Source organism: Escherichia sp. WS2035 (genome assembly GCF_046487065.1).
GTDB lineage: Bacteria > Pseudomonadota > Gammaproteobacteria > Enterobacterales > Enterobacteriaceae > Escherichia > Escherichia coli.
Genome location: NZ_JBJQKD010000027.1, coordinates 1 through 22495, shown reverse-complemented (window position 1 = coordinate 22495; position 22495 = coordinate 1). Strand labels below are relative to the sequence as shown.

General features: G+C 51.4%; 25 protein-coding genes and 1 tRNA gene. 18 read left to right on the top strand and 8 right to left on the bottom strand.

Features of this window, described 5'->3' with window-relative positions; translation table 11 throughout:
• Positions 1–420 precede the first annotated feature (420 nt).
• The 7 genes from galP (at position 421) to ruvX (ending at position 6053) form a co-directional block, all read left to right on the top strand.
• On the top strand, positions 421–1815 hold the full coding sequence (galP, locus tag ACJHX4_RS25770; protein ID WP_001112301.1) for a galactose/proton symporter: 1395 nt from the start codon (positions 421–423) through the stop codon (positions 1813–1815).
• Positions 1816–1891: 76 nt separating this feature from the next.
• Positions 1892–2389, top strand: a complete 498-nt coding sequence (locus ACJHX4_RS25765; protein ID WP_000858396.1) for a SprT family zinc-dependent metalloprotease — start codon at positions 1892–1894, stop codon at positions 2387–2389.
• A gap of 94 nt (positions 2390–2483) precedes the next feature.
• Entirely contained in the window at positions 2484–3191 is a 708-nt protein-coding gene (gene endA / locus ACJHX4_RS25760; RefSeq protein ID WP_001305312.1) for a deoxyribonuclease I, read from the top strand.
• A gap of 79 nt (positions 3192–3270) precedes the next feature.
• Positions 3271–4002, top strand: coding sequence for a 16S rRNA (uracil(1498)-N(3))-methyltransferase (rsmE, locus tag ACJHX4_RS25755; RefSeq protein WP_001531929.1), 732 nt, complete (start codon positions 3271–3273; stop codon positions 4000–4002).
• A gap of 12 nt (positions 4003–4014) precedes the next feature.
• The gene (gene gshB / locus ACJHX4_RS25750) at positions 4015–4965 is read left to right on the top strand and encodes a glutathione synthase (RefSeq protein WP_000593260.1); all 951 of its coding nucleotides are present in this window, start codon (positions 4015–4017) and stop codon (positions 4963–4965) included.
• A 108-nt stretch (positions 4966–5073) separates the two neighbouring features.
• Positions 5074–5637, top strand: coding sequence for a YqgE/AlgH family protein (locus tag ACJHX4_RS25745; protein ID WP_001053178.1), 564 nt, complete (start codon positions 5074–5076; stop codon positions 5635–5637).
• Positions 5637–6053, top strand: a complete 417-nt coding sequence (gene ruvX, locus ACJHX4_RS25740; RefSeq protein WP_000017106.1) for a Holliday junction resolvase RuvX — start codon at positions 5637–5639, stop codon at positions 6051–6053. Before ACJHX4_RS25745 ends, ruvX begins: the two co-directional genes overlap by 1 nt.
• A gap of 173 nt (positions 6054–6226) precedes the next feature.
• On the opposite strand, the gene ACJHX4_RS25735 is transcribed toward ruvX, so the two are convergent.
• Complete coding sequence (locus tag ACJHX4_RS25735; protein ID WP_001525611.1) at positions 6227–7207, bottom strand: PilT/PilU family type 4a pilus ATPase; 981 nt, start codon at positions 7205–7207, stop codon at positions 6227–6229.
• Between the two features lie 17 nt (positions 7208–7224).
• Between ACJHX4_RS25735 and yggS the strand changes: the two genes are divergently transcribed.
• Genes yggS through hemW form a run of 5 tightly spaced genes read left to right on the top strand, consistent with a single transcriptional unit; the run spans position 7225 to position 10530 of the window.
• Positions 7225–7929: a pyridoxal phosphate homeostasis protein gene (gene yggS / locus ACJHX4_RS25730; RefSeq protein WP_000997805.1), complete on the top strand. Its 705-nt coding sequence runs from the start codon at positions 7225–7227 to the stop codon at positions 7927–7929.
• A gap of 17 nt (positions 7930–7946) precedes the next feature.
• The gene (gene yggT / locus ACJHX4_RS25725; protein WP_001094831.1) at positions 7947–8513 is read left to right on the top strand and encodes an osmotic shock tolerance protein YggT; all 567 of its coding nucleotides are present in this window, start codon (positions 7947–7949) and stop codon (positions 8511–8513) included.
• Positions 8510–8800: a DUF167 family protein YggU gene (yggU, locus tag ACJHX4_RS25720; RefSeq protein ID WP_001277214.1), complete on the top strand. Its 291-nt coding sequence runs from the start codon at positions 8510–8512 to the stop codon at positions 8798–8800. The genes yggT and yggU overlap by 4 nt, the downstream gene beginning before the upstream one ends.
• A gap of 7 nt (positions 8801–8807) precedes the next feature.
• Entirely contained in the window at positions 8808–9401 is a 594-nt protein-coding gene (locus ACJHX4_RS25715) for an XTP/dITP diphosphatase (protein WP_001174738.1), read from the top strand.
• The gene (hemW, locus tag ACJHX4_RS25710; RefSeq protein WP_000239984.1) at positions 9394–10530 is read left to right on the top strand and encodes a radical SAM family heme chaperone HemW; all 1137 of its coding nucleotides are present in this window, start codon (positions 9394–9396) and stop codon (positions 10528–10530) included. The genes ACJHX4_RS25715 and hemW overlap by 8 nt, the downstream gene beginning before the upstream one ends.
• A 64-nt stretch (positions 10531–10594) precedes the next feature.
• Here hemW and ACJHX4_RS25705 read toward each other — a convergent pair whose 3' ends face one another.
• From ACJHX4_RS25705 to trmB, 5 genes are all read right to left on the bottom strand, one after another.
• Positions 10595–11602 (bottom strand): DUF1202 family protein, encoded by a 1008-nt coding sequence (locus tag ACJHX4_RS25705; protein WP_000745230.1) that lies wholly within the window; start codon positions 11600–11602, stop codon positions 10595–10597.
• 116 nt (positions 11603–11718) lie between these two features.
• Entirely contained in the window at positions 11719–12765 is a 1047-nt protein-coding gene (gene ansB / locus ACJHX4_RS25700) for an L-asparaginase 2 (protein ID WP_000394107.1), read from the bottom strand.
• 175 nt (positions 12766–12940) lie between these two features.
• Complete coding sequence (locus ACJHX4_RS25695) at positions 12941–13660, bottom strand: DUF2884 domain-containing protein (protein ID WP_000984787.1); 720 nt, start codon at positions 13658–13660, stop codon at positions 12941–12943.
• Between the two features lie 183 nt (positions 13661–13843).
• Positions 13844–14170 carry a YggL family protein gene (locus ACJHX4_RS25690; protein ID WP_001107570.1) on the bottom strand — a complete coding sequence of 109 codons (327 nt, stop codon included), beginning with the start codon at positions 14168–14170 and terminating at the stop codon, positions 13844–13846.
• Positions 14170–14889, bottom strand: a complete 720-nt coding sequence (gene trmB / locus ACJHX4_RS25685; protein ID WP_000786915.1) for a tRNA (guanosine(46)-N7)-methyltransferase TrmB — start codon at positions 14887–14889, stop codon at positions 14170–14172. Before trmB ends, ACJHX4_RS25690 begins: the two co-directional genes overlap by 1 nt.
• 160 nt (positions 14890–15049) lie before the next feature.
• On the opposite strand from trmB, the gene mutY reads away from it, so the two are divergent.
• The 4 genes from mutY (at position 15050) to nupG (ending at position 19007) form a co-directional block, all read left to right on the top strand.
• On the top strand, positions 15050–16102 hold the full coding sequence (gene mutY / locus ACJHX4_RS25680) for an A/G-specific adenine glycosylase (protein WP_001298265.1): 1053 nt from the start codon (positions 15050–15052) through the stop codon (positions 16100–16102).
• Positions 16103–16129: 27 nt separating this feature from the next.
• Positions 16130–16405: an oxidative damage protection protein gene (locus ACJHX4_RS25675; protein WP_000091700.1), complete on the top strand. Its 276-nt coding sequence runs from the start codon at positions 16130–16132 to the stop codon at positions 16403–16405.
• Between the two features lie 64 nt (positions 16406–16469).
• The gene (gene mltC, locus ACJHX4_RS25670) at positions 16470–17549 is read left to right on the top strand and encodes a membrane-bound lytic murein transglycosylase MltC (RefSeq protein ID WP_000760323.1); all 1080 of its coding nucleotides are present in this window, start codon (positions 16470–16472) and stop codon (positions 17547–17549) included.
• Between the two features lie 201 nt (positions 17550–17750).
• Positions 17751–19007 (top strand): nucleoside permease NupG, encoded by a 1257-nt coding sequence (gene nupG, locus ACJHX4_RS25665; RefSeq protein ID WP_001298251.1) that lies wholly within the window; start codon positions 17751–17753, stop codon positions 19005–19007.
• A gap of 48 nt (positions 19008–19055) precedes the next feature.
• On the opposite strand, the gene speC is transcribed toward nupG, so the two are convergent.
• Complete coding sequence (gene speC, locus ACJHX4_RS25660) at positions 19056–21182, bottom strand: ornithine decarboxylase (protein WP_001017268.1); 2127 nt, start codon at positions 21180–21182, stop codon at positions 19056–19058.
• A gap of 171 nt (positions 21183–21353) precedes the next feature.
• The gene (locus tag ACJHX4_RS25655; protein ID WP_212734243.1) at positions 21354–21437 is read right to left on the bottom strand and encodes a hypothetical protein; all 84 of its coding nucleotides are present in this window, start codon (positions 21435–21437) and stop codon (positions 21354–21356) included.
• A 152-nt stretch (positions 21438–21589) separates the two neighbouring features.
• Here ACJHX4_RS25655 and ACJHX4_RS25650 point away from each other — a divergent pair, with 152 nt between their 5' ends.
• Complete coding sequence (locus ACJHX4_RS25650) at positions 21590–22297, top strand: DUF554 domain-containing protein (RefSeq protein ID WP_000234491.1); 708 nt, start codon at positions 21590–21592, stop codon at positions 22295–22297.
• A 105-nt stretch (positions 22298–22402) separates the two neighbouring features.
• Positions 22403–22478 (top strand) — tRNA-Phe (locus tag ACJHX4_RS25645).
• Positions 22479–22495 lie beyond the last annotated feature (17 nt).

The following is a 22495-nucleotide window of genomic DNA, read 5'->3' as shown; positions in this document are numbered from 1 at the left end:
TTCAAAGGCCAGCCTCGCGCTGGCCTTTTTCTTTTACCTCACCGCGGTGGACAGGCATTCACGCCGCATCCGGCAAAAAAACCGCCCGCACAATAACATCATTCTTCCTCAACACGTTTTACCGCAAATTATCATCACTACTGAAACCGATTACACCAACCACGCCAGCCAAATATTTGTAATATTTTCATATTATTATTCAGCTTTCACAGTTGTTACATTTCTTTTCAGTAAAGTCTTAATTGCAGATAACAGTCTTTAATCTATGATGATATAACTCAATTATTTTCATGCACTTAAATCATAACTAAGATAAATGTTAGTGTAAGCGATTACACTGATGTGATTTGCTTCACATCTTTTTACGTCGTACTCACCTATCTTAATTCACAATAAAAAATAACCATATTGGAGGGCATCATGCCTGACGCTAAAAAACAGGGGCGGTCAAACAAGGCAATGACGTTTTTCGTCTGCTTCCTTGCCGCTCTGGCGGGATTACTCTTTGGCCTGGATATCGGTGTAATTGCTGGCGCACTGCCGTTTATTGCAGATGAATTCCAGATTACTTCGCACACGCAAGAATGGGTCGTAAGCTCCATGATGTTCGGTGCGGCAGTCGGTGCGGTGGGCAGCGGCTGGCTCTCCTTTAAACTCGGGCGCAAAAAGAGCCTGATGATCGGCGCAATCCTGTTTGTTGCCGGTTCACTGTTCTCTGCGGCTGCGCCAAACGTTGAAGTACTGATTCTTTCCCGCGTTCTGCTGGGGCTGGCGGTGGGTGTGGCCTCTTATACCGCACCGCTGTACCTCTCTGAAATTGCGCCGGAAAAAATTCGCGGCAGTATGATCTCGATGTATCAGTTGATGATCACTATCGGGATCCTCGGCGCTTATCTTTCTGATACCGCCTTCAGCTACACCGGTGCATGGCGCTGGATGCTGGGTGTGATTATCATCCCGGCAATTTTGCTGCTGATTGGTGTCTTCTTCCTGCCAGACAGCCCACGTTGGTTTGCCGCCAAACGCCGTTTTGTTGATGCCGAACGCGTGCTGCTACGCCTGCGTGACACCAGCGCGGAAGCGAAACGCGAACTGGATGAAATCCGTGAAAGTTTGCAGGTTAAACAGAGTGGCTGGGCGCTATTTAAAGAGAACAGCAACTTCCGCCGCGCGGTGTTCCTTGGCGTACTATTGCAGGTAATGCAGCAATTCACCGGGATGAACGTCATCATGTATTACGCGCCGAAAATCTTCGAACTGGCGGGTTATACCAACACCACCGAGCAAATGTGGGGGACAGTGATTGTCGGCCTGACCAACGTACTTGCCACCTTTATCGCAATCGGCCTTGTTGACCGCTGGGGACGTAAACCAACGCTAACGCTGGGCTTCCTGGTGATGGCTGCTGGTATGGGCGTACTCGGTACAATGATGCATATCGGTATCCACTCTCCGTCGGCGCAGTATTTCGCCATCGCCATGCTGCTGATGTTTATTGTCGGTTTTGCCATGAGTGCTGGTCCGCTGATTTGGGTACTGTGCTCCGAAATTCAGCCGCTGAAAGGCCGCGATTTTGGCATCACCTGCTCCACTGCCACCAACTGGATTGCCAACATGATCGTTGGCGCAACGTTCCTGACCATGCTCAACACGCTGGGTAACGCCAACACCTTCTGGGTGTATGCTGCTCTGAACGTACTGTTTATCCTGCTGACATTGTGGCTGGTACCGGAAACCAAACATGTTTCGCTGGAACATATTGAACGTAATCTGATGAAAGGTCGTAAACTGCGCGAAATCGGCGCTCACGATTAATCTCCTCAGGCTTCCTCCCGTCGTGGAGGAAGCCACCTCTTGCAGTCATCTTTTCTTCGCTCTATCCTCTGCCGCTATGAAAACATCCCGTCTCCCTATCGCCATCCAACAGGCCGTTATGCGTCGCCTGCGGGAAAAACTCGCCCAGGCCAACCTGAAGCTAGGGCGTAACTACCCGGAGCCAAAACTCTCTTACACCCAGCGCGGAACCTCTGCCGGAACAGCCTGGCTGGAAAGCTATGAAATTCGCCTCAATCCCGTTTTGCTGTTGGAAAACAGTGAAGCCTTTATTGAAGAAGTGGTGCCGCACGAACTGGCACATTTGCTGGTATGGAAACATTTCGGCCGCGTAGCGCCACATGGCAAAGAGTGGAAGTGGATGATGGAAAGCGTGCTGGGCGTTCCCGCCCGCCGTACGCATCAGTTCGAACTGCAATCCGTGCGCCGCAACACCTTCCCCTACCGCTGCAAGTGCCAGGAGCATCAGCTTACCGTACGCCGTCATAATCGCGTAGTTCGTGGCGAAGCCGTCTATCGCTGTGTTCACTGCGGCGAACAGCTGGTTGCGAAATAACCACCTGAACTATCAGGAACTTTCCTGATCTGGCTGATTGCATACCAAAACAACTTTCGCTACGTTGCTGGCTCGTTTTAACACGGAGTAAGTGATGTACCGTTATTTGTCTATTGCTGCGGTGGTACTGAGCGCAGCATTTTCCGGCCCGGCATTGGCCGAAGGTATCAATAGTTTTTCTCAAGCGAAAGCCGCGGCGGTAAAAGTCCACGCTGACGCGCCCGGTACGTTTTATTGCGGATGTAAAATTAACTGGCAGGGCAAAAAAGGCGTTGTTGATCTGCAATCGTGCGGCTATCAGGTGCGAAAAAATGAAAACCGTGCCAGCCGCGTAGAGTGGGAACACGTCGTTCCTGCCTGGCAATTCGGTCACCAGCGCCAGTGCTGGCAGGACGGTGGACGTAAAAATTGCGCCAAAGATCCGGTCTATCGCAAGATGGAAAGCGATATGCATAACCTGCAGCCGTCAGTCGGTGAGGTGAATGGCGATCGCGGCAACTTTATGTACAGCCAGTGGAATGGCGGTGAAGGCCAGTACGGTCAATGCGCCATGAAGGTCGATTTCAAAGAAAAAGTTGCCGAACCACCAGCGCGTGCACGCGGTGCCATTGCGCGCACCTACTTCTATATGCGTGACCAATACAACCTGACACTCTCTCGTCAGCAAACGCAGCTGTTCAACGCATGGGACAAGATGTATCCAGTTACCGACTGGGAGTGCGAGCGTGATGAACGCATCGCGAAGGTGCAGGGCAATCATAACCCGTATGTGCAACGCGCTTGCCAGGCGCGAAAGAGCTAACCTACACTAGCGGGATTCTTTTTGTTAACCCCTACCCCACGCGTACAACCGCGTGGGGAGACGACGCGGATTTTTAACTATGCGTATCCCCCGCATTTATCATCCTGAACCACTGACCAGCCATTCTCACATCGCGCTTTGCGAAGATGCCGCCAACCATATCGGGCGCGTACTGCGTATGGGGCCGGGACAGGTGCTGCAATTGTTTGACGGCAGCAACCAGGTCTTTGACGCCGAAATTACCAGCGCCAGCAAAAAAAGCGTGGAAGTGAAGGTGCTGGAAGGCCAGATCGACGATCGCGAATCTCCGCTGCATATTCACCTCGGTCAGGTGATGTCGCGTGGTGAAAAAATGGAATTTACTATCCAGAAATCGATCGAACTCGGTGTAAGCCTCATTACGCCACTTTTTTCTGAGCGCTGCGGCGTTAAACTGGATAGTGAACGTCTGAACAAGAAGCTCCAGCAGTGGCAGAAGATTGCAATTGCTGCCTGTGAGCAGTGTGGCCGTAACCGGGTGCCGGAAATCCGTCCAGTGATGGATCTGGAAGCCTGGTGTGCAGAGCAGGATGAAGGACTGAAACTGAATCTTCACCCGCGCGCCAGTAACAGCATCAATACGTTGCCGTTACCGGTCGAACGCGTCCGCCTGCTGATTGGCCCGGAAGGCGGTTTATCGGCAGATGAAATTGCCATGACTGCCCGCTATCAATTTACTGATATCCTGTTGGGACCTCGCGTTTTGCGTACTGAGACAACTGCGCTCACCGCCATTACCGCGCTACAAGTGCGTTTTGGCGATTTGGGCTAACGGAGAAGAATAATGATCAAGCTCGGCATCGTGATGGACCCCATCGCAAACATCAACATCAAGAAAGATTCCAGTTTCGCTATGTTGCTGGAAGCACAGCGTCGTGGTTACGAACTTCACTATATGGAGATGGCCGATCTCTATTTGATCAATGGTGAGGCTCGCGCTCGTACCCGTACTTTGAGCGTCGAACAGAACTACGATAAATGGTACGAGTTCACGGGTGAGCAGGATCTGCCGCTGGCCGATCTCGATGTGATCCTGATGCGTAAAGACCCGCCGTTTGATACCGAGTTTATCTACGCGACCTATATTCTGGAACGTGCCGAAGAGAAAGGGACGCTGATCGTTAACAAGCCGCAGAGCCTGCGCGACTGTAACGAAAAACTGTTCACTGCCTGGTTCTCTGACTTAACGCCAGAAACACTGGTCACGCGCAATAAAGCGCAGTTGAAAGCGTTCTGGGAAAAACACAGCGACATCATTCTTAAGCCGCTGGACGGTATGGGCGGCGCGTCGATTTTCCGCGTGAAAGAAGGTGATCCAAACCTCGGCGTGATTGCCGAAACCCTGACTGAGCATGGCACTCGCTACTGCATGGCGCAAAATTACCTGCCAGCCATTAAAGATGGCGACAAACGCGTGCTGGTAGTGGATGGCGAGCCGGTGCCGTATTGCCTGGCGCGTATTCCGCAGGGGGGCGAAACCCGTGGCAATCTGGCTGCCGGTGGTCGCGGTGAACCTCGTCCGCTGACGGAAAGTGACTGGAAAATCGCCCGTCAGATTGGGCCGACGCTGAAAGAAAAAGGGCTGATTTTTGTTGGTCTGGATATCATCGGCGACCGTCTGACTGAAATTAACGTCACCAGCCCAACCTGTATTCGTGAGATTGAAGCAGAGTTTCCGGTGTCGATCACCGGAATGTTAATGGATGCCATCGAAGCACGTTTACAGCAGCAGTAACCCACCTTAGCGAGAAGGATCTCGTTGAGACTCTGAGTGACAGCGCCCTTCTTTCCACGCATACTGGGCGCTGTTGCTTTTTTGAACCAGGAAACAGAACCTCTGACAATGAATTTACAGCATCACTTTCTTATTGCCATGCCTGCTCTCCAGGATCCGATTTTCCGTCGTTCCGTGGTCTACATTTGCGAACATAATACCAATGGTGCAATGGGGATCATCGTCAACAAGCCGCTGGAAAATCTCAAAATTGAAGGGATTCTGGAAAAGCTGAAGATCACGCCGGAGCCGCGTGATGAATCAATCCGTCTGGATAAACCGGTTATGCTCGGCGGTCCGCTGGCTGAAGATCGCGGGTTTATTTTGCATACTCCGCCCTCCAATTTTGCTTCCAGCATTCGGATTTCAGACAACACAGTGATGACCACTTCCCGCGATGTGCTGGAAACGCTCGGCACCGATAAACAACCGTCTGACGTATTGGTGGCTCTGGGTTATGCCTCCTGGGAGAAAGGTCAACTGGAACAAGAAATTCTCGATAACGCGTGGCTAACGGCCCCGGCAGATCTGAATATTCTGTTCAAAACGCCGATTGCCGACCGCTGGCGCGAGGCGGCAAAACTGATTGGTGTGGATATTCTCACCATGCCTGGTGTGGCAGGACACGCCTGATGAGTGGAACCTTACTCGCCTTCGACTTCGGCACCAAAAGCATTGGCGTAGCGGTCGGCCAACGCATTACCGGCACCGCTCGCCCTTTGCCTGCAATTAAAGCGCAGGACGGTACGCCGGACTGGAACATTATCGAGCGTTTACTGAAAGAGTGGCAGCCGGACGAAATTATCGTCGGTTTGCCGCTGAATATGGACGGTACCGAACAGCCGTTAACCGCCAGAGCGCGTAAATTTGCCAACCGTATTCATGGTCGTTTCGGTGTTGAAGTAAAGCTCCATGACGAGCGTCTTAGCACCGTGGAGGCACGTTCCGGTCTGTTTGAACAGGGCGGCTATCGGGCGCTCAACAAAGGCAAAGTCGACTCTGCCTCTGCGGTTATTATTCTCGAAAGCTATTTCGAGCAGGGATATTAAGGCGATTTACTAGCGCACAGATTTCTGACAATGTGCTCGTTGTTTCATGTTGGATGCGGCGTAAACGCCTTATCCAACCTACAGTGAGTGCGAATTCAAAGTTACGCTTCCCTTGTAGGCCCGATAAGCTTGCGCATCGGGCATATTTACAATTCGTATCAGACACAGCAACGTCACAAACGCCCTTCCCCCACCCGCTGCTGATAACTCTGCTGAAACGTTATCATCCCCACCTGCTGCCCGGTTTGAATAACATGCGGCAACTGGTGGGTTTTCCCTTCTCGAATCAAATTCCCCACCGCGGGTGTGTTAATCAGTAATTCAAACAGCGCCACGCGTCCTTCCTGTTTATCCACTTCCAGTTTTTGTGACAACACTGCCCGTAAACTACCTGCCAGTTGATTACGCACGGGATCTTTTTCCTGCGCAGGAAATGAATCCACCAGTCGCTCAACTGCCTGCGCCGCACCACGCGTATGTAATGTTGCCAGCACCAGATGCCCGGTTTCTGCCGCCGTCAGCGCCAGACGGATTGTCTCGCTATCACGCAGCTCTCCGAGCAAAATCACATCAGGATCTTCCCGCAATGCAGCCCGCAATCCCGATGCGAAAGTCATACAGTGCAAACCAATCTCCCGCTGTTGGATCAAACATCGCTGACTGGTATAGAGATATTCCACAGGATCTTCCAGCGTCAGAATATGCGCATCGGCATGTTGATTGAGATAGCCAACCATCGCCGCCAGCGTGGTAGATTTGCCACTCCCCGTCGCCCCCGTCACCAGAATCAGGCCATTCTCGCTCTTGAGTAATTCCGGCAATACCGGTGGTGCGCCAAGCTGTTCGAGCTGCGGGCAGTGCGAAGGTAACAGCCGTAACGCCAGAGAAATACCTTGCCGTTGTGCGAACGCACTGCCGCGCAATCGCTGGTTTTCCGCCAGCGACACAGCAAAATCCAGCTGACCATTCTCCAGCAATATTGCCCGCTGATCGTCATCCAGCCACTCCCGCAGTAGCTCTTCGACGTCCGGCGCCTCAAACGGCGCAGCTTCCATTCTCCCGCGAATACGCCATCGTGCGGGCCAGGCGCTGCACAGGTGTAGATCCGAGACGTTATGCTTTACACTAAGGGCCACAATTTCTTCCATATTCATACTAAGATCCTCGGAAAATGAACGATATTGCGCATAACCTGGCACAGGTCCGGGACAAAATCTCAGCGGCTGCAACGCGTTGCGGCCGTTCTCCAGAAGAAATTACGCTGCTTGCAGTCAGTAAAACAAAACCTGCGAGCGCCATCGCAGAAGCCATTGATGCCGGGCAGCGTCAATTTGGTGAAAACTACGTTCAGGAAGGGGTAGATAAAATTCGCTACTTTCAGGAACTGGGCGTAACAGGATTAGAATGGCATTTTATTGGCCCGTTGCAGTCTAATAAAAGCCGCCTGGTGGCAGAGCATTTCGACTGGTGTCATACCATCGACCGTTTGCGCATCGCTACCCGCCTGAACGACCAGCGCCCGGCAGAACTTCCCCCTCTTAACGTACTGATTCAAATTAACATTAGTGATGAAAACAGTAAGTCCGGGATTCAACTGGCTGAACTGGACGAGCTGGCAGCTGCGGTCGCTGAACTACCGCGTTTACGTCTGCGCGGGCTGATGGCAATCCCTGCGCCTGAGTCAGAATATGTAAGGCAGTTTGAAGTTGCACGCCAAATGGCTGTAGCATTTGCCGGACTGAAAACGCGCTACCCGCATATCGACACGCTCTCTCTGGGAATGTCGGACGATATGGAAGCCGCCATTGCGGCAGGTAGCACAATGGTTCGTATCGGCACTGCAATTTTTGGTGCGCGTGATTACTCTAAAAAATAAGGAATTAAAGGAACGCCATGAATACGTTGACTTTCCTGCTTTCAACGGTCATTGAGCTGTATACCATGGTGCTGTTATTACGCATCTGGATGCAGTGGGCTCATTGTGATTTTTACAACCCCTTCTCACAGTTTGTAGTGAAGGTAACGCAGCCGATTATCGGGCCACTGCGCCGCGTTATTCCGGCAATGGGCCCCATTGATAGCGCCTCGCTGCTGGTTGCCTATATTCTCAGTTTCATTAAAGCCATCGTGCTGTTTAAAGTGGTGACCTTCCTGCCAATCATTTGGATTGCCGGTTTATTGATTCTGCTGAAAACCATCGGCCTGCTGATTTTCTGGGTCCTGCTGGTGATGGCGATTATGAGCTGGGTAAGCCAGGGTCGTAGCCCGATTGAATACGTGCTGATTCAGCTGGCCGATCCGCTGCTGCGCCCGATTCGCCGCTTGCTACCGGCAATGGGTGGGATTGATTTCTCGCCGATGATCCTCGTTCTGCTGCTGTATGTCATCAATATGGGTGTCGCAGAAGTCTTGCAGGCGACCGGAAATATGCTGCTGCCGGGGCTGTGGATGGCGTTATGAGTGCCGTAACAGTTCATGATGACGGTCTGGTTTTACGGCTCTATATTCAGCCGAAAGCCAGCCGTGATTCTATTGTCGGTTTACATGGCGACGAGGTAAAAGTCGCCATTACCGCGCCGCCGGTTGACGGCCAGGCCAACAGCCATCTGGTGAAGTTTCTCGGTAAGCAATTCCGGGTTGCCAAAAGCCAGGTGGTGATTGAAAAAGGCGAACTTGGCCGCCACAAACAAATTAAAATCATTAATCCGCAACAAATCCCGCCAGAAATCGCGGCGTTAATTAATTAGGTATCCTATGCAAAAAGTTGTCCTCGCAACCGGCAATGCCGGTAAAGTGCGTGAGCTGGCGTCGCTGCTTAGCGACTTCGGTCTTGATATCGTTGCCCAAACAGACCTCGGCGTAGATTCCGCTGAAGAAACCGGCCTGACCTTTATCGAAAACGCGATTCTGAAAGCGCGCCATGCGGCAAAAGTGACCGGTTTACCGGCAATTGCCGACGACTCCGGTCTGGCGGTAGATGCGCTGGGTGGCGCGCCGGGTATTTACTCCGCGCGTTATTCCGGTGAAGACGCGACCGATCAAAAGAATCTGCAAAAACTGCTGGAAACAATGAAAGACGTACCGGACGACCAACGTCAGGCGCGTTTCCACTGCGTGCTGGTATATCTGCGTCACGCGGAAGATCCGACTCCGCTGGTGTGCCACGGTAGCTGGCCAGGCGTGATTACTCGTGAACCTGCGGGTACTGGCGGCTTTGGTTATGATCCAATCTTCTTCGTACCTTCCGAAGGGAAAACCGCTGCCGAACTGACTCGCGAAGAAAAGAGCGCCATTTCCCACCGTGGTCAGGCGTTGAAACTGCTGCTGGACGCTTTACGTAATGGTTAAATTACCGCCGCTGAGTCTCTACATTCACATCCCGTGGTGCGTGCAGAAATGCCCGTACTGCGATTTCAACTCTCACGCGTTGAAAGGAGAAGTGCCGCACGACGATTATGTTCAGCATCTGCTTAACGATCTGAACAACGATGTGGCTTACGCTCAGGGCCGTGAAGTAAAGACAATCTTTATTGGCGGTGGTACGCCGAGCCTGCTTTCCGGCCCGGCGATGCAAACGCTGCTGGACGGCGTACGTGCGCGTTTGCCGCTGGCAGCGGATGCAGAAATTACGATGGAAGCGAATCCTGGTACGGTTGAAGCCGATCGCTTTGTTGATTATCAGCGTGCTGGTGTGAACCGCATCTCCATTGGCGTACAGAGTTTTAGCGAAGAAAAGCTGAAACGACTTGGGCGCATTCATGGCCCGCAAGAAGCGAAACGAGCGGCAAATCTGGCGAGCGGTTTAGGGTTACGTAGCTTTAACCTCGATTTGATGCATGGGCTGCCGGATCAATCACTGGAAGAGGCGCTAGGCGATCTGCGCCAGGCTATTGAACTGAATCCGCCGCATCTTTCCTGGTATCAACTGACCATCGAACCCAATACGCTGTTTGGCTCGCGCCCTCCTGTACTGCCGGACGATGACGCGCTGTGGGACATTTTCGAACAGGGGCATCAGTTATTAACCGCAGCGGGTTATCAGCAATATGAAACTTCCGCTTACGCCAAACCCGGTTATCAGTGCCAGCACAATCTCAACTACTGGCGCTTTGGTGACTACATCGGTATTGGCTGCGGCGCGCATGGCAAAGTGACCTTCCCGGATGGGCGCATTCTGCGTACCACCAAAACGCGTCATCCACGTGGTTTTATGCAGGGGCGGTATCTGGAAAGCCAGCGTGATGTCGAAGCCGCAGATAAACCATTTGAGTTCTTTATGAATCGCTTCCGTTTGCTGGAACCTGCGCCGCGCGTGGAGTTTAGCCAGTATACTGGCCTTTCAGAAGAGGTTATTCGCCCACAGTTAGACGAGGCTATCGCTCAGGGTTATCTCACAGAATGTGCGGATTACTGGCAGATAACGGAACATGGGAAGTTGTTTTTAAATTCGCTGCTGGAGCTTTTTCTGGCTGAGTAAATTTGTATTGCCGGATGCGGCGTGTACGCAACATCCGGCTACAACTCTTGCGTCATCGCAAAAATTACTTAATCACCCCATTGCGCCGCAGTTGTTCGGTATCTTTTTTCCAGCGTTCATTAGCCTGGTTGATATCGTCAATTTTCATCAAAATCGCGACTTTTTTACTGTTTATTTCTGAAACTTTCATCGTTAACGGATATTGCCCTTTCTCGAGCGTTATCCAGTCATCCTGCAATTTACGGCTAAGTTTTTGTGATTGCAGAAAAGTCTGTCGCCGTTGTTCGTTGATATCGAAATCTCGCTTCTGCTGAATCGGCACTTCATAACACTCTTCACTCTGTTTATGACATGCCGCAATCGCCGGTTGATAAACCTCTTTGTCATATTTAACCGCGAACGCCTCGCTATCGTTCTGTTTATTAAAATCATCACGCTGTTGGTGAATTTTTTTAAAGGCGTCTTCGCGGGTCATTTGCTTACCGTTTGCATCTTTTCCCCAATATGCATCCGCTGCTTTCTGCGCCGCCACCATTTGCTTATCAAGCGCTTTTACATCCTTTTTCAGTGCAGGAATCGAGTTATTCTGGTTATTCAATGCAGACTCAAGCTGACTAAAGCGATAATTGAAATCTTCGCTATTCACGATCAGATATTTATTATTGGTTTTGATATCGTCAACCACCCGCCCACGATCGCTGGCTGCCGCCTGAAAAGAGTAAAAGTTCACCGACCAGCCAGACGCGGGCGTTCCTTTACTGGTTAACATCGCCGAGAATTTCACCGGTTTATCTTTCGTCCAGGTCTGTTCGAGCAGCTCGTAATCTGCCAACTGACCGACCCAGGTATAGAGATCGTCACTGGAAGAGACATCGCCTTCCGCTGACCAGGTGGCCTGATTACCCTTAGCATCAAGATTTTTTAAGGTGATGGCATCAAGCTTGAGAATGCCGTGATACTGCTTTTTGAATTGATCTTTTAAGATATTTTCAGTTGGCGGTTCACCATCTGCCCGGACATTACCAGTCATCAACATAAGCAGCGCCGTACCAACAATCCATTGCTTTTTCACCCGAAAACCCTCGCGCGGAATAATTTATTCCGGTGATTATCATTAGGGTAATAAAAATTGGCAATGGACGTGAGTCTGAAGTGAATAAGCCCCGGCACGATACCGGGGCGAAGTGATTAGTACTGATTGAAGATCTGCTGGATCTGCTGCGGATCTTTAGTTTGCGTCAGAGCCAGTTGCAGCAGAACGCGCGCTTTTTGCGGGTTCAACGTGCCAGAGGCGACGAAGCCGTATTTCGCATCATCCACTTCGGCATCCTGAGTGGTAGCGCCCGTCGGTACGCGGGAAGAACGCACTACTGCAGTGCCGTTTTTCGCAGCGGTTGCAAGGGTGTCAAATACGGTTTTATACAGGTTGCCGTTACCCACGCCAGCGCTAACGATGCCATCATAGCCCGCATCTACCAGTGCTTTAGCCGGAAGATCGGATGCGTTAGCGTAGTTATAAACAATGCCGACTTTCGGCAGTTCATTCAGCTTAGAGACATCGAACGGCGTGTCGCTGGTGTGCTTACGTGCCGGGGTACGTTGGTAGTCAATCTTACCGTTGTGAATGTAACCCAGAGGACCGTAGTTAACAGACTTGAAGGTCGCTACATCGGTGGTGTTGGTTTTGGTGACATCACGGCCATCAAGCACGGTGTCGTTCATCACTACCAGTACGCCACGATTAGCGGAGGCTTTATCAGCTGCGGTCACTACCGCGTTATACAGGTTGAATGGACCGTCTGCGCTCATAGACGTGGACGGGCGCATTGCACCGACCATCACCACCGGTTTGTCGCATTTCACCGTCAGGTCGAGGAAGTAAGCGGTTTCTTCCATCGTGTCGGTACCGTGGGTAATGACGAAGCCGTCAGTTTTATCGCAGTCGGTGTTAATTTTTTTCGCCAGTGTCAGCCAGACATCATCGTTCATGTCCTGGGAGCCAATATTCACTACCTGCTCGCCTTTAACGTTCGCAATGTCCTTCAGTTGCGGCACCGCATTAACCAGATTTTCTACGCCAACTTTACCCGCTGTGTAGTTAGATTTGGTTGCGGAGTCACCACCACCGGCAATGGTCCCGCCGGTTGCTAAAATGGTGATATTGGGTAATGCCAATGCTGCACCACTAAAACCCATAACCAGTGCGGCAAGTGCCGTCTTTTTGAAAAACTCCATTTCATTCCTCCAGTTACGTGAACGCTACGCATTATCCCTTAGCTTTGCATGGGAAATTTGACGTTAAACAATTTACAACGTGAATATATTTTGGAGATCTACAAAGTTAGAGGCAGGTAACAAAACGAAGAATTAAACGGCATAAAAAAGTATTATGCCGTCTTAAAATAGAGGATTATTTTAAATTCCCGACCAGGGCTTTGCGGCTATCTTCCAGAGTCACAACGCGGCTACAAACATCTTTGCCAAACTGCTGGAAATCTTTTTCCTGCTTTTTCCACTCGGTTTGGATTGAGGATTGCAGACCGCCCAGGCTTCCCAGCACGTTCTGTAATGGGTTACCGCCGCTTTTCAGCACCGCTTTCGCGCCCATTTCATTAATGCTGTCCTGTAAAATTCCGCCCATTGCCTGATTCACTAATTGCTGGCCTTCGGCACGAACCTGATCAATGGCTTTATAGTGAAACGTCAGGCCATCGCTGCGCGTTTCGATAATGCGGTTCATCTGCTCTTTCAGCTGCGCATCAAGTTTGGTCAGACGGCTGCGCATTTTGCTGCTTTCGCCCATCTCCTGAACGATAATTTTATCCAGCGCAATACGGGCTTTCTCGACGCGGCTTTTCGCGCCTTCATCAATCCACGGCAGGGTGCTACGTAGTTCAGCCTGATAATCCTTCGCCTGCTCGCGCTGGGCGGCATTCAGGGAATATTGCTTACCGTTATACATCACGTTGCCGTCTGGCGTGATCACCAGATTGCCGTTTTCGCCCTCCACCTGCACGGTTTGCGGGCTGACAATCACATCGTCACGCGGCGTGACGCTGCACTGGTAGTCGGCGTGAGCGGTCATTGCCGTCACTGAAAGTGCTGCCGCCAGCAGCATTTTGCGCATCATAGTCTTCCCTCAAGAACAAATCAGGCCAGCATTTGCTGGCCCCAGATTGATAACAAAGTGCGCGTTTTCCATGCCGGATGCGGCGTAAACGCCTTATCCAGCCTACTCGATCGTGCATCTTTATAGGCCTGATAAGCGTAGCACATCAGGCAGTTTTGCATTTGTCATCGCCCGTATGCTTTCTTAGTCCCACCAAACGTCGAAAAGTTCGCTGGTGCGTACCTCTTCCAGTTTGCGTTCTTCCAGCCACTTACGCACAACCGCCTGATGCTCTTCGGTGCATTTGCCGATTTCCTGCATGCAGATCAAACCTTCCCAGGCCAGATATCCGCTGCCGTCAAAGGCCAGTTTGTTCGGTTCGATAACCTCGTTAATAAAGTCATCAACGGTTTTATCAATCTGTTCTTCCGATGTACCTTCCGGGAATCGCCATGCCACCGAAAATCCTAATTCCTGGAATTCGTCGATGTGCATTTTTTTACGCAGACGACGGCTACGGTTCTTTGCCATTATTTCACCCTCTCGAACATTAAGTCCCATACTCCGTGACCAAGACGATGACCACGTTGTTCAAATTTCGTCACCGGACGTGATGCCGGACGCGGTACGTAATCATTGCTCTCTGACAGGTTTTTATAACCGTCAATAGAAGACATCACTTCAAGCATATGTTCCGCATAAGGTTCCCAGTCGGTCGCCATATGGAATATGCCCCCCAGCTGCAGTTTGCTTTTTACCAGCTCGGCAAACGGCACCTGAACGATACGGCGTTTATTATGGCGCGCTTTGTGCCACGGGTCAGGGAAAAAGAGCTGCACCATGCGCAATGAATTGTCAGGAATCATTTTATGCAGCACTTCAACCGCATCGTGACACATCACGCGCAGGTTGCTTAAGCCCTCTTCATGCGCAGAAGACAGGCACGCACCAACACCCGGTGAATGCACTTCAATGCCGAGGAAGTCCTGCTCGGGGCGATCTTTAGCCATTGCCACCAGCGACGCGCCCATGCCAAAACCAATCTCAAGCGTCACCGGCGCTTCACGGCCAAAAAGCGCAGGGAAATCCAGCATATCTTCGCTGAACTCAACGCCCATCACCGGCCAGTAGTTTTCCAGCGCATGTTCCTGGCCTTTGGTCAGTCGCCCCTGGCGGCGCACAAAACTACGGATACGGCGCAGCGGGCGGCCGTTTTCATCAAATTCCGGTGAGATGACGTCGTTTTTCATAAAGATTTAGTCGCTTGTGAAAGTGTTCTGAAAACGGGCATTATCCAAAGTTAGTTGCCGGATGCAAGCATGATAAGGCCGTGGCTGCGGAAAGTTCCGGTTTACACCCTGCCGTCGCTGTGCTGCAATCTTGCCCCCAACAACAGTGAATTCGGTGACCATGCAAGCGTCGCAATTTTCAGCCCAGGTTCTGGACTGGTACGATAAATACGGGCGGAAAACGCTGCCCTGGCAAATTGACAAGACGCCCTACAAAGTATGGCTCTCAGAAGTGATGTTGCAACAAACTCAGGTTGCGACCGTTATCCCCTATTTTGAACGCTTTATGGCGCGCTTCCCAACGGTGACCGATCTCGCCAATGCGCCGCTCGACGAAGTTCTCCACTTGTGGACCGGGCTTGGCTATTACGCCCGCGCGCGCAACCTACATAAAGCGGCACAACAAGTGGCGGCCCTACACGGCGGTAAATTCCCGGAAACCTTTGAGGAAGTTGCAGCACTGCCGGGCGTCGGGCGTTCCACCGCAGGCGCGATTCTCTCGCTTTCTCTGGGTAAGCACTTTCCGATTCTCGACGGTAACGTCAAACGCGTGCTGGCGCGCTGCTATGCTGTAAGCGGCTGGCCTGGGAAAAAAGAGGTCGAGAATAAACTATGGAGTTTGAGCGAGCAGGTGACGCCCGCGGTTGGCGTGGAACGGTTTAATCAGGCGATGATGGATTTGGGCGCGATGATTTGTACGCGCTCTAAGCCGAAATGTTCGCTCTGTCCGCTACAAAACGGATGTATTGCCGCCGCCAACAATAGCTGGTCGCTTTATCCGGGCAAAAAACCGAAACAGACGCTGCCAGAGCGCACCGGCTACTTTTTGCTGTTACAGCACGAAGATGAAGTATTGCTGGCGCAGCGTCCGCCGAGTGGATTGTGGGGCGGTTTATACTGTTTCCCGCAGTTTGCCGATGAAGAAAGTTTGCGGCAGTGGCTGGCGCAACGACAGATTGCTGCCGATAACCTGACGCAGCTGACCGCGTTTCGGCATACCTTCAGCCATTTCCACTTAGATATTGTGCCTATGTGGCTTCCCGTGTCGTCATTCACCGGCTGCATGGATGAAGACAATGCGCTCTGGTATAACTTAGCGCAACCGCCGTCAGTTGGCCTGGCGGCTCCCGTGGAGCGTTTGTTACAGCAGTTACGCACTGGCGCGCCGGTTTAGCGCGTGAGTCGATAAAGAGGATGATTTATGAGCAGAACGATTTTTTGTACTTTCCTGCAACGTGAAGCAGAAGGTCAGGATTTTCAGCTGTACCCCGGCGAACTGGGAAAACGCATCTATAACGAGATCTCCAAAGAAGCCTGGGCGCAGTGGCAGCACAAACAAACCATGCTGATTAATGAAAAGAAACTCAACATGATGAATGCCGAGCACCGCAAGCTGCTGGAGCAGGAGATGGTCAACTTCCTGTTCGAGGGTAAAGAGGTGCATATCGAGGGCTATACGCCGGAAGATAAAAAATAAAAACAGTGCCGGAGCACGCCTCCGGCAACTTGCATAAAAACAAACACAACACGCACCCGGAATGATGAAAAAATATCTCGCGCTGGCTTTGATTGCGCCGTTGCTCATCTCCTGTTCGACGACCAAAAAAGGCGATACCTATAACGAAGCTTGGGTCAAAGATACCAACGGTTTTGATATTCTGATGGGGCAATTTGCCCACAATATTGAGAACATCTGGGGCTTCAAAGAGGTGGTGATCGCCGGTCCTAAGGACTACGTGAAATACACCGATCAATATCAGACCCGCAGCCACATCAACTTCGATGACGGTACGATTACTATCGAAACCATCGCCGGGACAGAACCTGCCGCGCACCTGCGCCGGGCAATTATCAAAACGTTGCTGATGGGCGACGATCCGAGTTCGGTCGATCTCTATTCCGACGTTGATGATATTACGATTTCGAAAGAACCTTTCCTTTACGGTCAGGTGGTGGACAACACCGGGCAGCCGATTCGCTGGGAAGGTCGCGCAAGCAACTTCGCGGATTATCTGCTGAAAAACCGTCTGAAGAGCCGCAGCAACGGGCTGCGTATCATCTACAGCGTCACCATTAACATGGTGCCGAACCACCTTGATAAACGTGCGCACAAATATCTCGGCATGGTCCGCCAGGCGTCACGGAAATATGGCGTTGATGAGTCGCTGATTCTGGCGATTATGCAGACCGAGTCATCCTTTAACCCATATGCGGTCAGCCGTTCCGATGCGCTGGGGTTAATGCAGGTGGTACAACATACTGCCGGGAAAGATGTGTTCCGCTCGCAGGGGAAATCCGGCACGCCGAGCCGCAGTTTCTTGTTTGATCCTGCCAGCAATATTGATACCGGCACCGCGTATCTGGCGATGCTGAACAACGTTTATCTCGGCGGAATTGATAACCCAACATCGCGGCGTTATGCCGTCATCACCGCCTATAACGGCGGCGCAGGCAGCGTGCTGCGAGTCTTTTCGAATGATAAGATTCAGGCTGCCAATATTATTAACACCATGACGCCGGGCGATGTTTATCAGACGCTGACGACCCGCCATCCTTCTGCGGAATCTCGCCGTTATCTTTATAAAGTGAATACCGCGCAAAAATCCTACCGCCGCCGATAATTCCACTAACCGCCCCTGACGATGCTCAGGGGCAAAAATGTTATCCACATCACAATTTCGTTTTGCAAATTGGGAATGTTTGCAATTATTTGCCACAGGTAACAAAAAACCAGTCCGCGAAGTTGATAGAATCCCATCATCTCGCACGGTCAAATGTGCTTTTTCAAACACTCATCCGCATCACGATGTGAGGAAATTAACATGAATCTTAAGCTGCAGCTGAAAATCCTCTCTTTTCTGCAGTTCTGTCTGTGGGGAAGTTGGCTGACGACCCTCGGCTCCTATATGTTTGTTACCCTGAAGTTTGACGGTGCTTCTATTGGCGCAGTTTATAGTTCACTGGGTATCGCCGCGGTCTTTATGCCTGCGCTGCTGGGGATTGTGGCCGACAAATGGTTAAGTGCGAAATGGGTCTATGCCATTTGCCACACCATTGGCGCTATCACGCTGTTCATGGCGGCAGAGGTCACTACGCCGGAGGCGATGTTCCTTGTGATATTGATTAACTCGTTTGCTTATATGCCAACGCTTGGGTTAATCAACACCATCTCTTACTATCGCCTGCAAAATGCCGGGATGGATATCGTTACTGACTTCCCGCCAATCCGTATCTGGGGCACCATCGGCTTTATCATGGCAATGTGGGTGGTGAGCCTGTCCGGCTTCGAATTAAGCCACATGCAGCTGTATATTGGCGCAGCGCTTTCCGCCATTCTGGTTCTGTTTACCCTGACTCTGCCGCATATTCCGGTTGCTAAACAGCAAGCGAATCAGAGCTGGACAACCCTGCTGGGCCTCGATGCATTCGCTCTGTTTAAAAACAAGCGTATGGCAATCTTCTTCATCTTCTCAATGCTGCTGGGCGCGGAACTGCAGATTACCAACATGTTCGGTAATACCTTCCTGCACAGCTTCGACAAAGATCCGATGTTTGCCAGCAGCTTCATCGTGCAGCATGCGTCAATCATCATGTCGATTTCGCAGATCTCTGAAACCCTGTTCATTCTGACCATCCCGTTCTTCTTAAGCCGCTACGGTATTAAGAACGTAATGATGATCAGTATTGTGGCGTGGATCCTGCGTTTTGCTCTGTTTGCTTACGGCGACCCGACTCCGTTCGGTACTGTACTGCTGGTACTGTCGATGATCGTTTACGGTTGCGCATTCGACTTCTTCAACATCTCTGGTTCGGTGTTTGTCGAAAAAGAAGTTAGCCCGGCAATTCGCGCCAGCGCGCAGGGGATGTTCCTGATGATGACCAACGGCTTCGGCTGTATCCTCGGCGGCATCGTGAGCGGTAAAGTGGTTGAGATGTACACCCAAAACGGCATTACCGACTGGCAGACCGTATGGCTGATTTTCGCAGGTTACTCCGTGGTTCTGGCCTTCGCGTTCATGGCGATGTTCAAATATAAACACGTTCGTGTCCCGACAGGTACACAGACGGTTAGCCACTAATTACGCAAAGAAAAACGGGTCGCCAGAAGGTGACCCGTTTTTTTATTCTTACTTCAACACATAACCGTACAACCGTTTCATGCCATTCGCATCGGTTTCGCTATAGACACCTTGCAACTCCGGCGAAAATCCCGGCAACAAATTCACGCCTTCTTCCAGCGCAAGGAAATAACGTTGAACCGCCCCACCCCAGACTTCCCCGGGTACCACGCAAAGCACGCCAGGTGGATAAGGCAACGCCCCTTCTGCCGCAATTCGCCCTTCGGCATCACGAATCCGCACCAACTCCACTTCACCGCGAATATAAGCGCTATGCGCATCCTGGGGATTCATCACCACTGACGGGAAACTCTGCTGGCGGAACATCGCTTTTTGTAGGTCTTTGACGTCGAAACTGACATACAAATCGTGCATCTCCTGACACAACTGGCGCAGGGTGTAGTCGCGATAGCGCACCGGATATTTGTTATAAACGCTCGGCAACACCTCAGCCAGCGGCGAATCATCCTCAATATGCTGTTCAAACTGCACCAGCATCGCCACCAGTTGTGCCAGCTTCTCGTGGCTTTCCGCCGGAGTTAATAAGAACAGAATGGAGTTGAGATCGCACTTCTCCGGCACAATGCCGTTCTCACGCAGATAGTGCGCCAGAATCGTCGCTGGAACGCCAAAATCGCTATATTCGCCGGTTTCGGCATCGATACCCGGCGTGGTGAGTAACAGCTTGCACGGATCAACAAAATACTGATCCGCGGCATATCCTTCAAAGCCGTGCCACTTCGCCCCCGGCTCAAAACTGAAAAAACGGCGGTCGCTGGCTAACACTGACGTCGGATAATCCTGCCACAATTTGCCATCAACAACAGGCGGGATAAACGGGCGGAACAGCTTACAGCGCGCAAGAATAGCCTTGCGCGACTCAATACCCAACTCAACGCACTCAGCCCACAGCCGACGCCCACTCTCCCCTTCATGAATTTTGGCGTTAACGTCCAGGGCGGCGAACAGCGGATAGAACGGGCTGGTAGAAGCATGGAGCATAAAGGCATTATTCAAACGCTTATGCGGGCAAAAACGCGCCTGTCCACGGATATGGTTATCTTTTTTATGGATCTGCGACGTCTGTGAGAATCCCGCCTGCTGTTTGTGCACCGACTGGGTCACAAAGATCCCCGGATCGTTTTCGTTAAGTTCTAACAGCAGCGGCGAGCTATCCGCCATCATCGGGATAAACTGTTCGTAACCGACCCACGCGGAATCAAACAGAATGTAATCACACAGATGCCCAACGGTATCGATCACCTGACGGGCGTTATAGACAGTGCCGTCATAGGTTCCCAGCTGAATAATCGCCAGGCGAAACGGGCGCGGCAGGTCGGCTTTTTCTGGCGCAACGTCGCGAATTTGCTGGCGCAGATACTCTTCATTAAAACAGTGCGCATCAATACCGCCAATGAAACCAAACGGGTTACGTGAAGCTTCCAGATAGACCGGCGTCGCCCCCGCCTGAATCAACGCGCCGTGATGATTCGACTTATGGTTGTTACGGTCGAAGAGCACCAGATCGCCACGCGTTAACAGCGCATTCGTCACCACTTTATTCGCTGCCGATGTGCCGTTCAGCACAAAATAGGTTTTATCGGCATGAAAGACTTTGGCTGCAAATTTCTGCGCATCTTTCGCCGATCCTTCATGAATAAGCAGATCGCCCAATTTTACGTCAGCGTTACACATATCGGCGCGAAAGATGTTCTCGCCAAAGAAATCGTAAAAATGGCGTCCGGCAGGATGCTTTTTAAAGAACGCACCATGTTGATGTCCAGGGCAAGCAAAGGTGCTATTACCCATCTCAACGTACTGCGTCAGCGTGTCATAAAACGGTGGCAGCAAATTCTCTTCATACTGACAGGCTGCGGATTCCAGCTCCAGCCACTGCTGCTCGTTGCCGTTGATTACCGCCGTAACGCCCGCAGGTAATTCAACAGTATGTTCGGAATACAAAAACACCGGTAGATGAAAACCGGTGCGCTTAAGCAACGCAAGAATGCCACTGCGACTATCCGCAGCGGTAATGACGACTGCCGCGACGTCCGTAAAATCAGTATCTCCCAACGCCACCACGCGGCGATGAGTAGAAAGTCGGGATACCAGTTCACTACTGGCGGCAATATTCATTGATTTCGTAAGCGCAAAACCCGTTTAGGGGAAGTAAGAATACCGGACAAGGTGGAAAACCCTGCCCCATGAGATATGGGGCAAACTGGTCACCAGCTCCGACCGCCAGACATCAGTAAAAGCAGAAACGCTCTGATTTTACTGTTGTCCTGCAGTGAGCGTGCGTTAACTTCACCGCATGAGCAGTAGCATAAAAAGAGAAGAGTTTCGCGCGAAACGGCGATAAGCGAGAGAATGTAAGGAGGTGGCGTGCATCGGGCAAACTCCGTACAGAGAGGAGAAAATTCGCGCAATCATGGCACCTTTCGCTAAAGCGTGCAAGCCAGGACTTTGCGAACAAACAAGCCATCGACGGCGCCAAAAGTTCATAATAAGAAAATCAAACAATACAGCTAACAGGAACTCTTGTGGTCATCGGCCCTTTTATCAACGCAAGTGCAGTCTTACTGGGTGGCGTTTTCGGCGCACTCCTTAGCCAACGCTTACCGGAACGTATCCGCGTCTCCATGACATCAATTTTTGGTCTGGCATCGCTGGGGATTGGTATTTTACTGGTGGTGAAATGCGCCAACCTTCCGGCGATGGTTTTAGCAACCTTACTCGGAGCATTAATCGGCGAAATTTGTCTGCTGGAAAAAGGCGTCAATACAGTGGTCGCCAAAGCGCATAATCTGTTTCACCACTCGCGTAAGAAGCCAGCGCATGAATCTTTTATTCAGAATTTTGTCGCGATTATTGTCCTGTTTTGCGCCAGCGGCACCGGAATCTTCGGGGCGATGAACGAAGGGATGACCGGCGATCCGAGTATTTTAATCGCCAAGTCATTTCTTGATTTCTTTACGGCGATGATCTTCGCCTGCTCGCTGGGTATTGCGGTGTCGGTGATTAGCATTCCATTACTGATCATCCAGTTAACACTGGCGTGGGCTGCCGCGCTGATATTACCGCTGACCACACCGTCGATGATGGCAGACTTCAGCGCCGTAGGCGGTTTATTGCTGCTGGCAACCGGATTACGCATCTGTGGCATTAAAATGTTCCCGGTGGTCAACATGCTTCCAGCACTCCTTCTGGCAATGCCGCTTTCCGCCGCCTGGACCGCCTGGTTTGCCTGACAATGCGTGCAATAGCGGCAAAGTGATGATAGATTGTGCAGTCTGCAGTAAATTGAAGAAATTTGATTGACGAGACGAGGCGAATCAGGTTTAATGCGCCCCGTTGCCCGGATAGCTCAGTCGGTAGAGCAGGGGATTGAAAATCCCCGTGTCCTTGGTTCGATTCCGAGTCCGGGCACCAAATTCATATAAACGGAC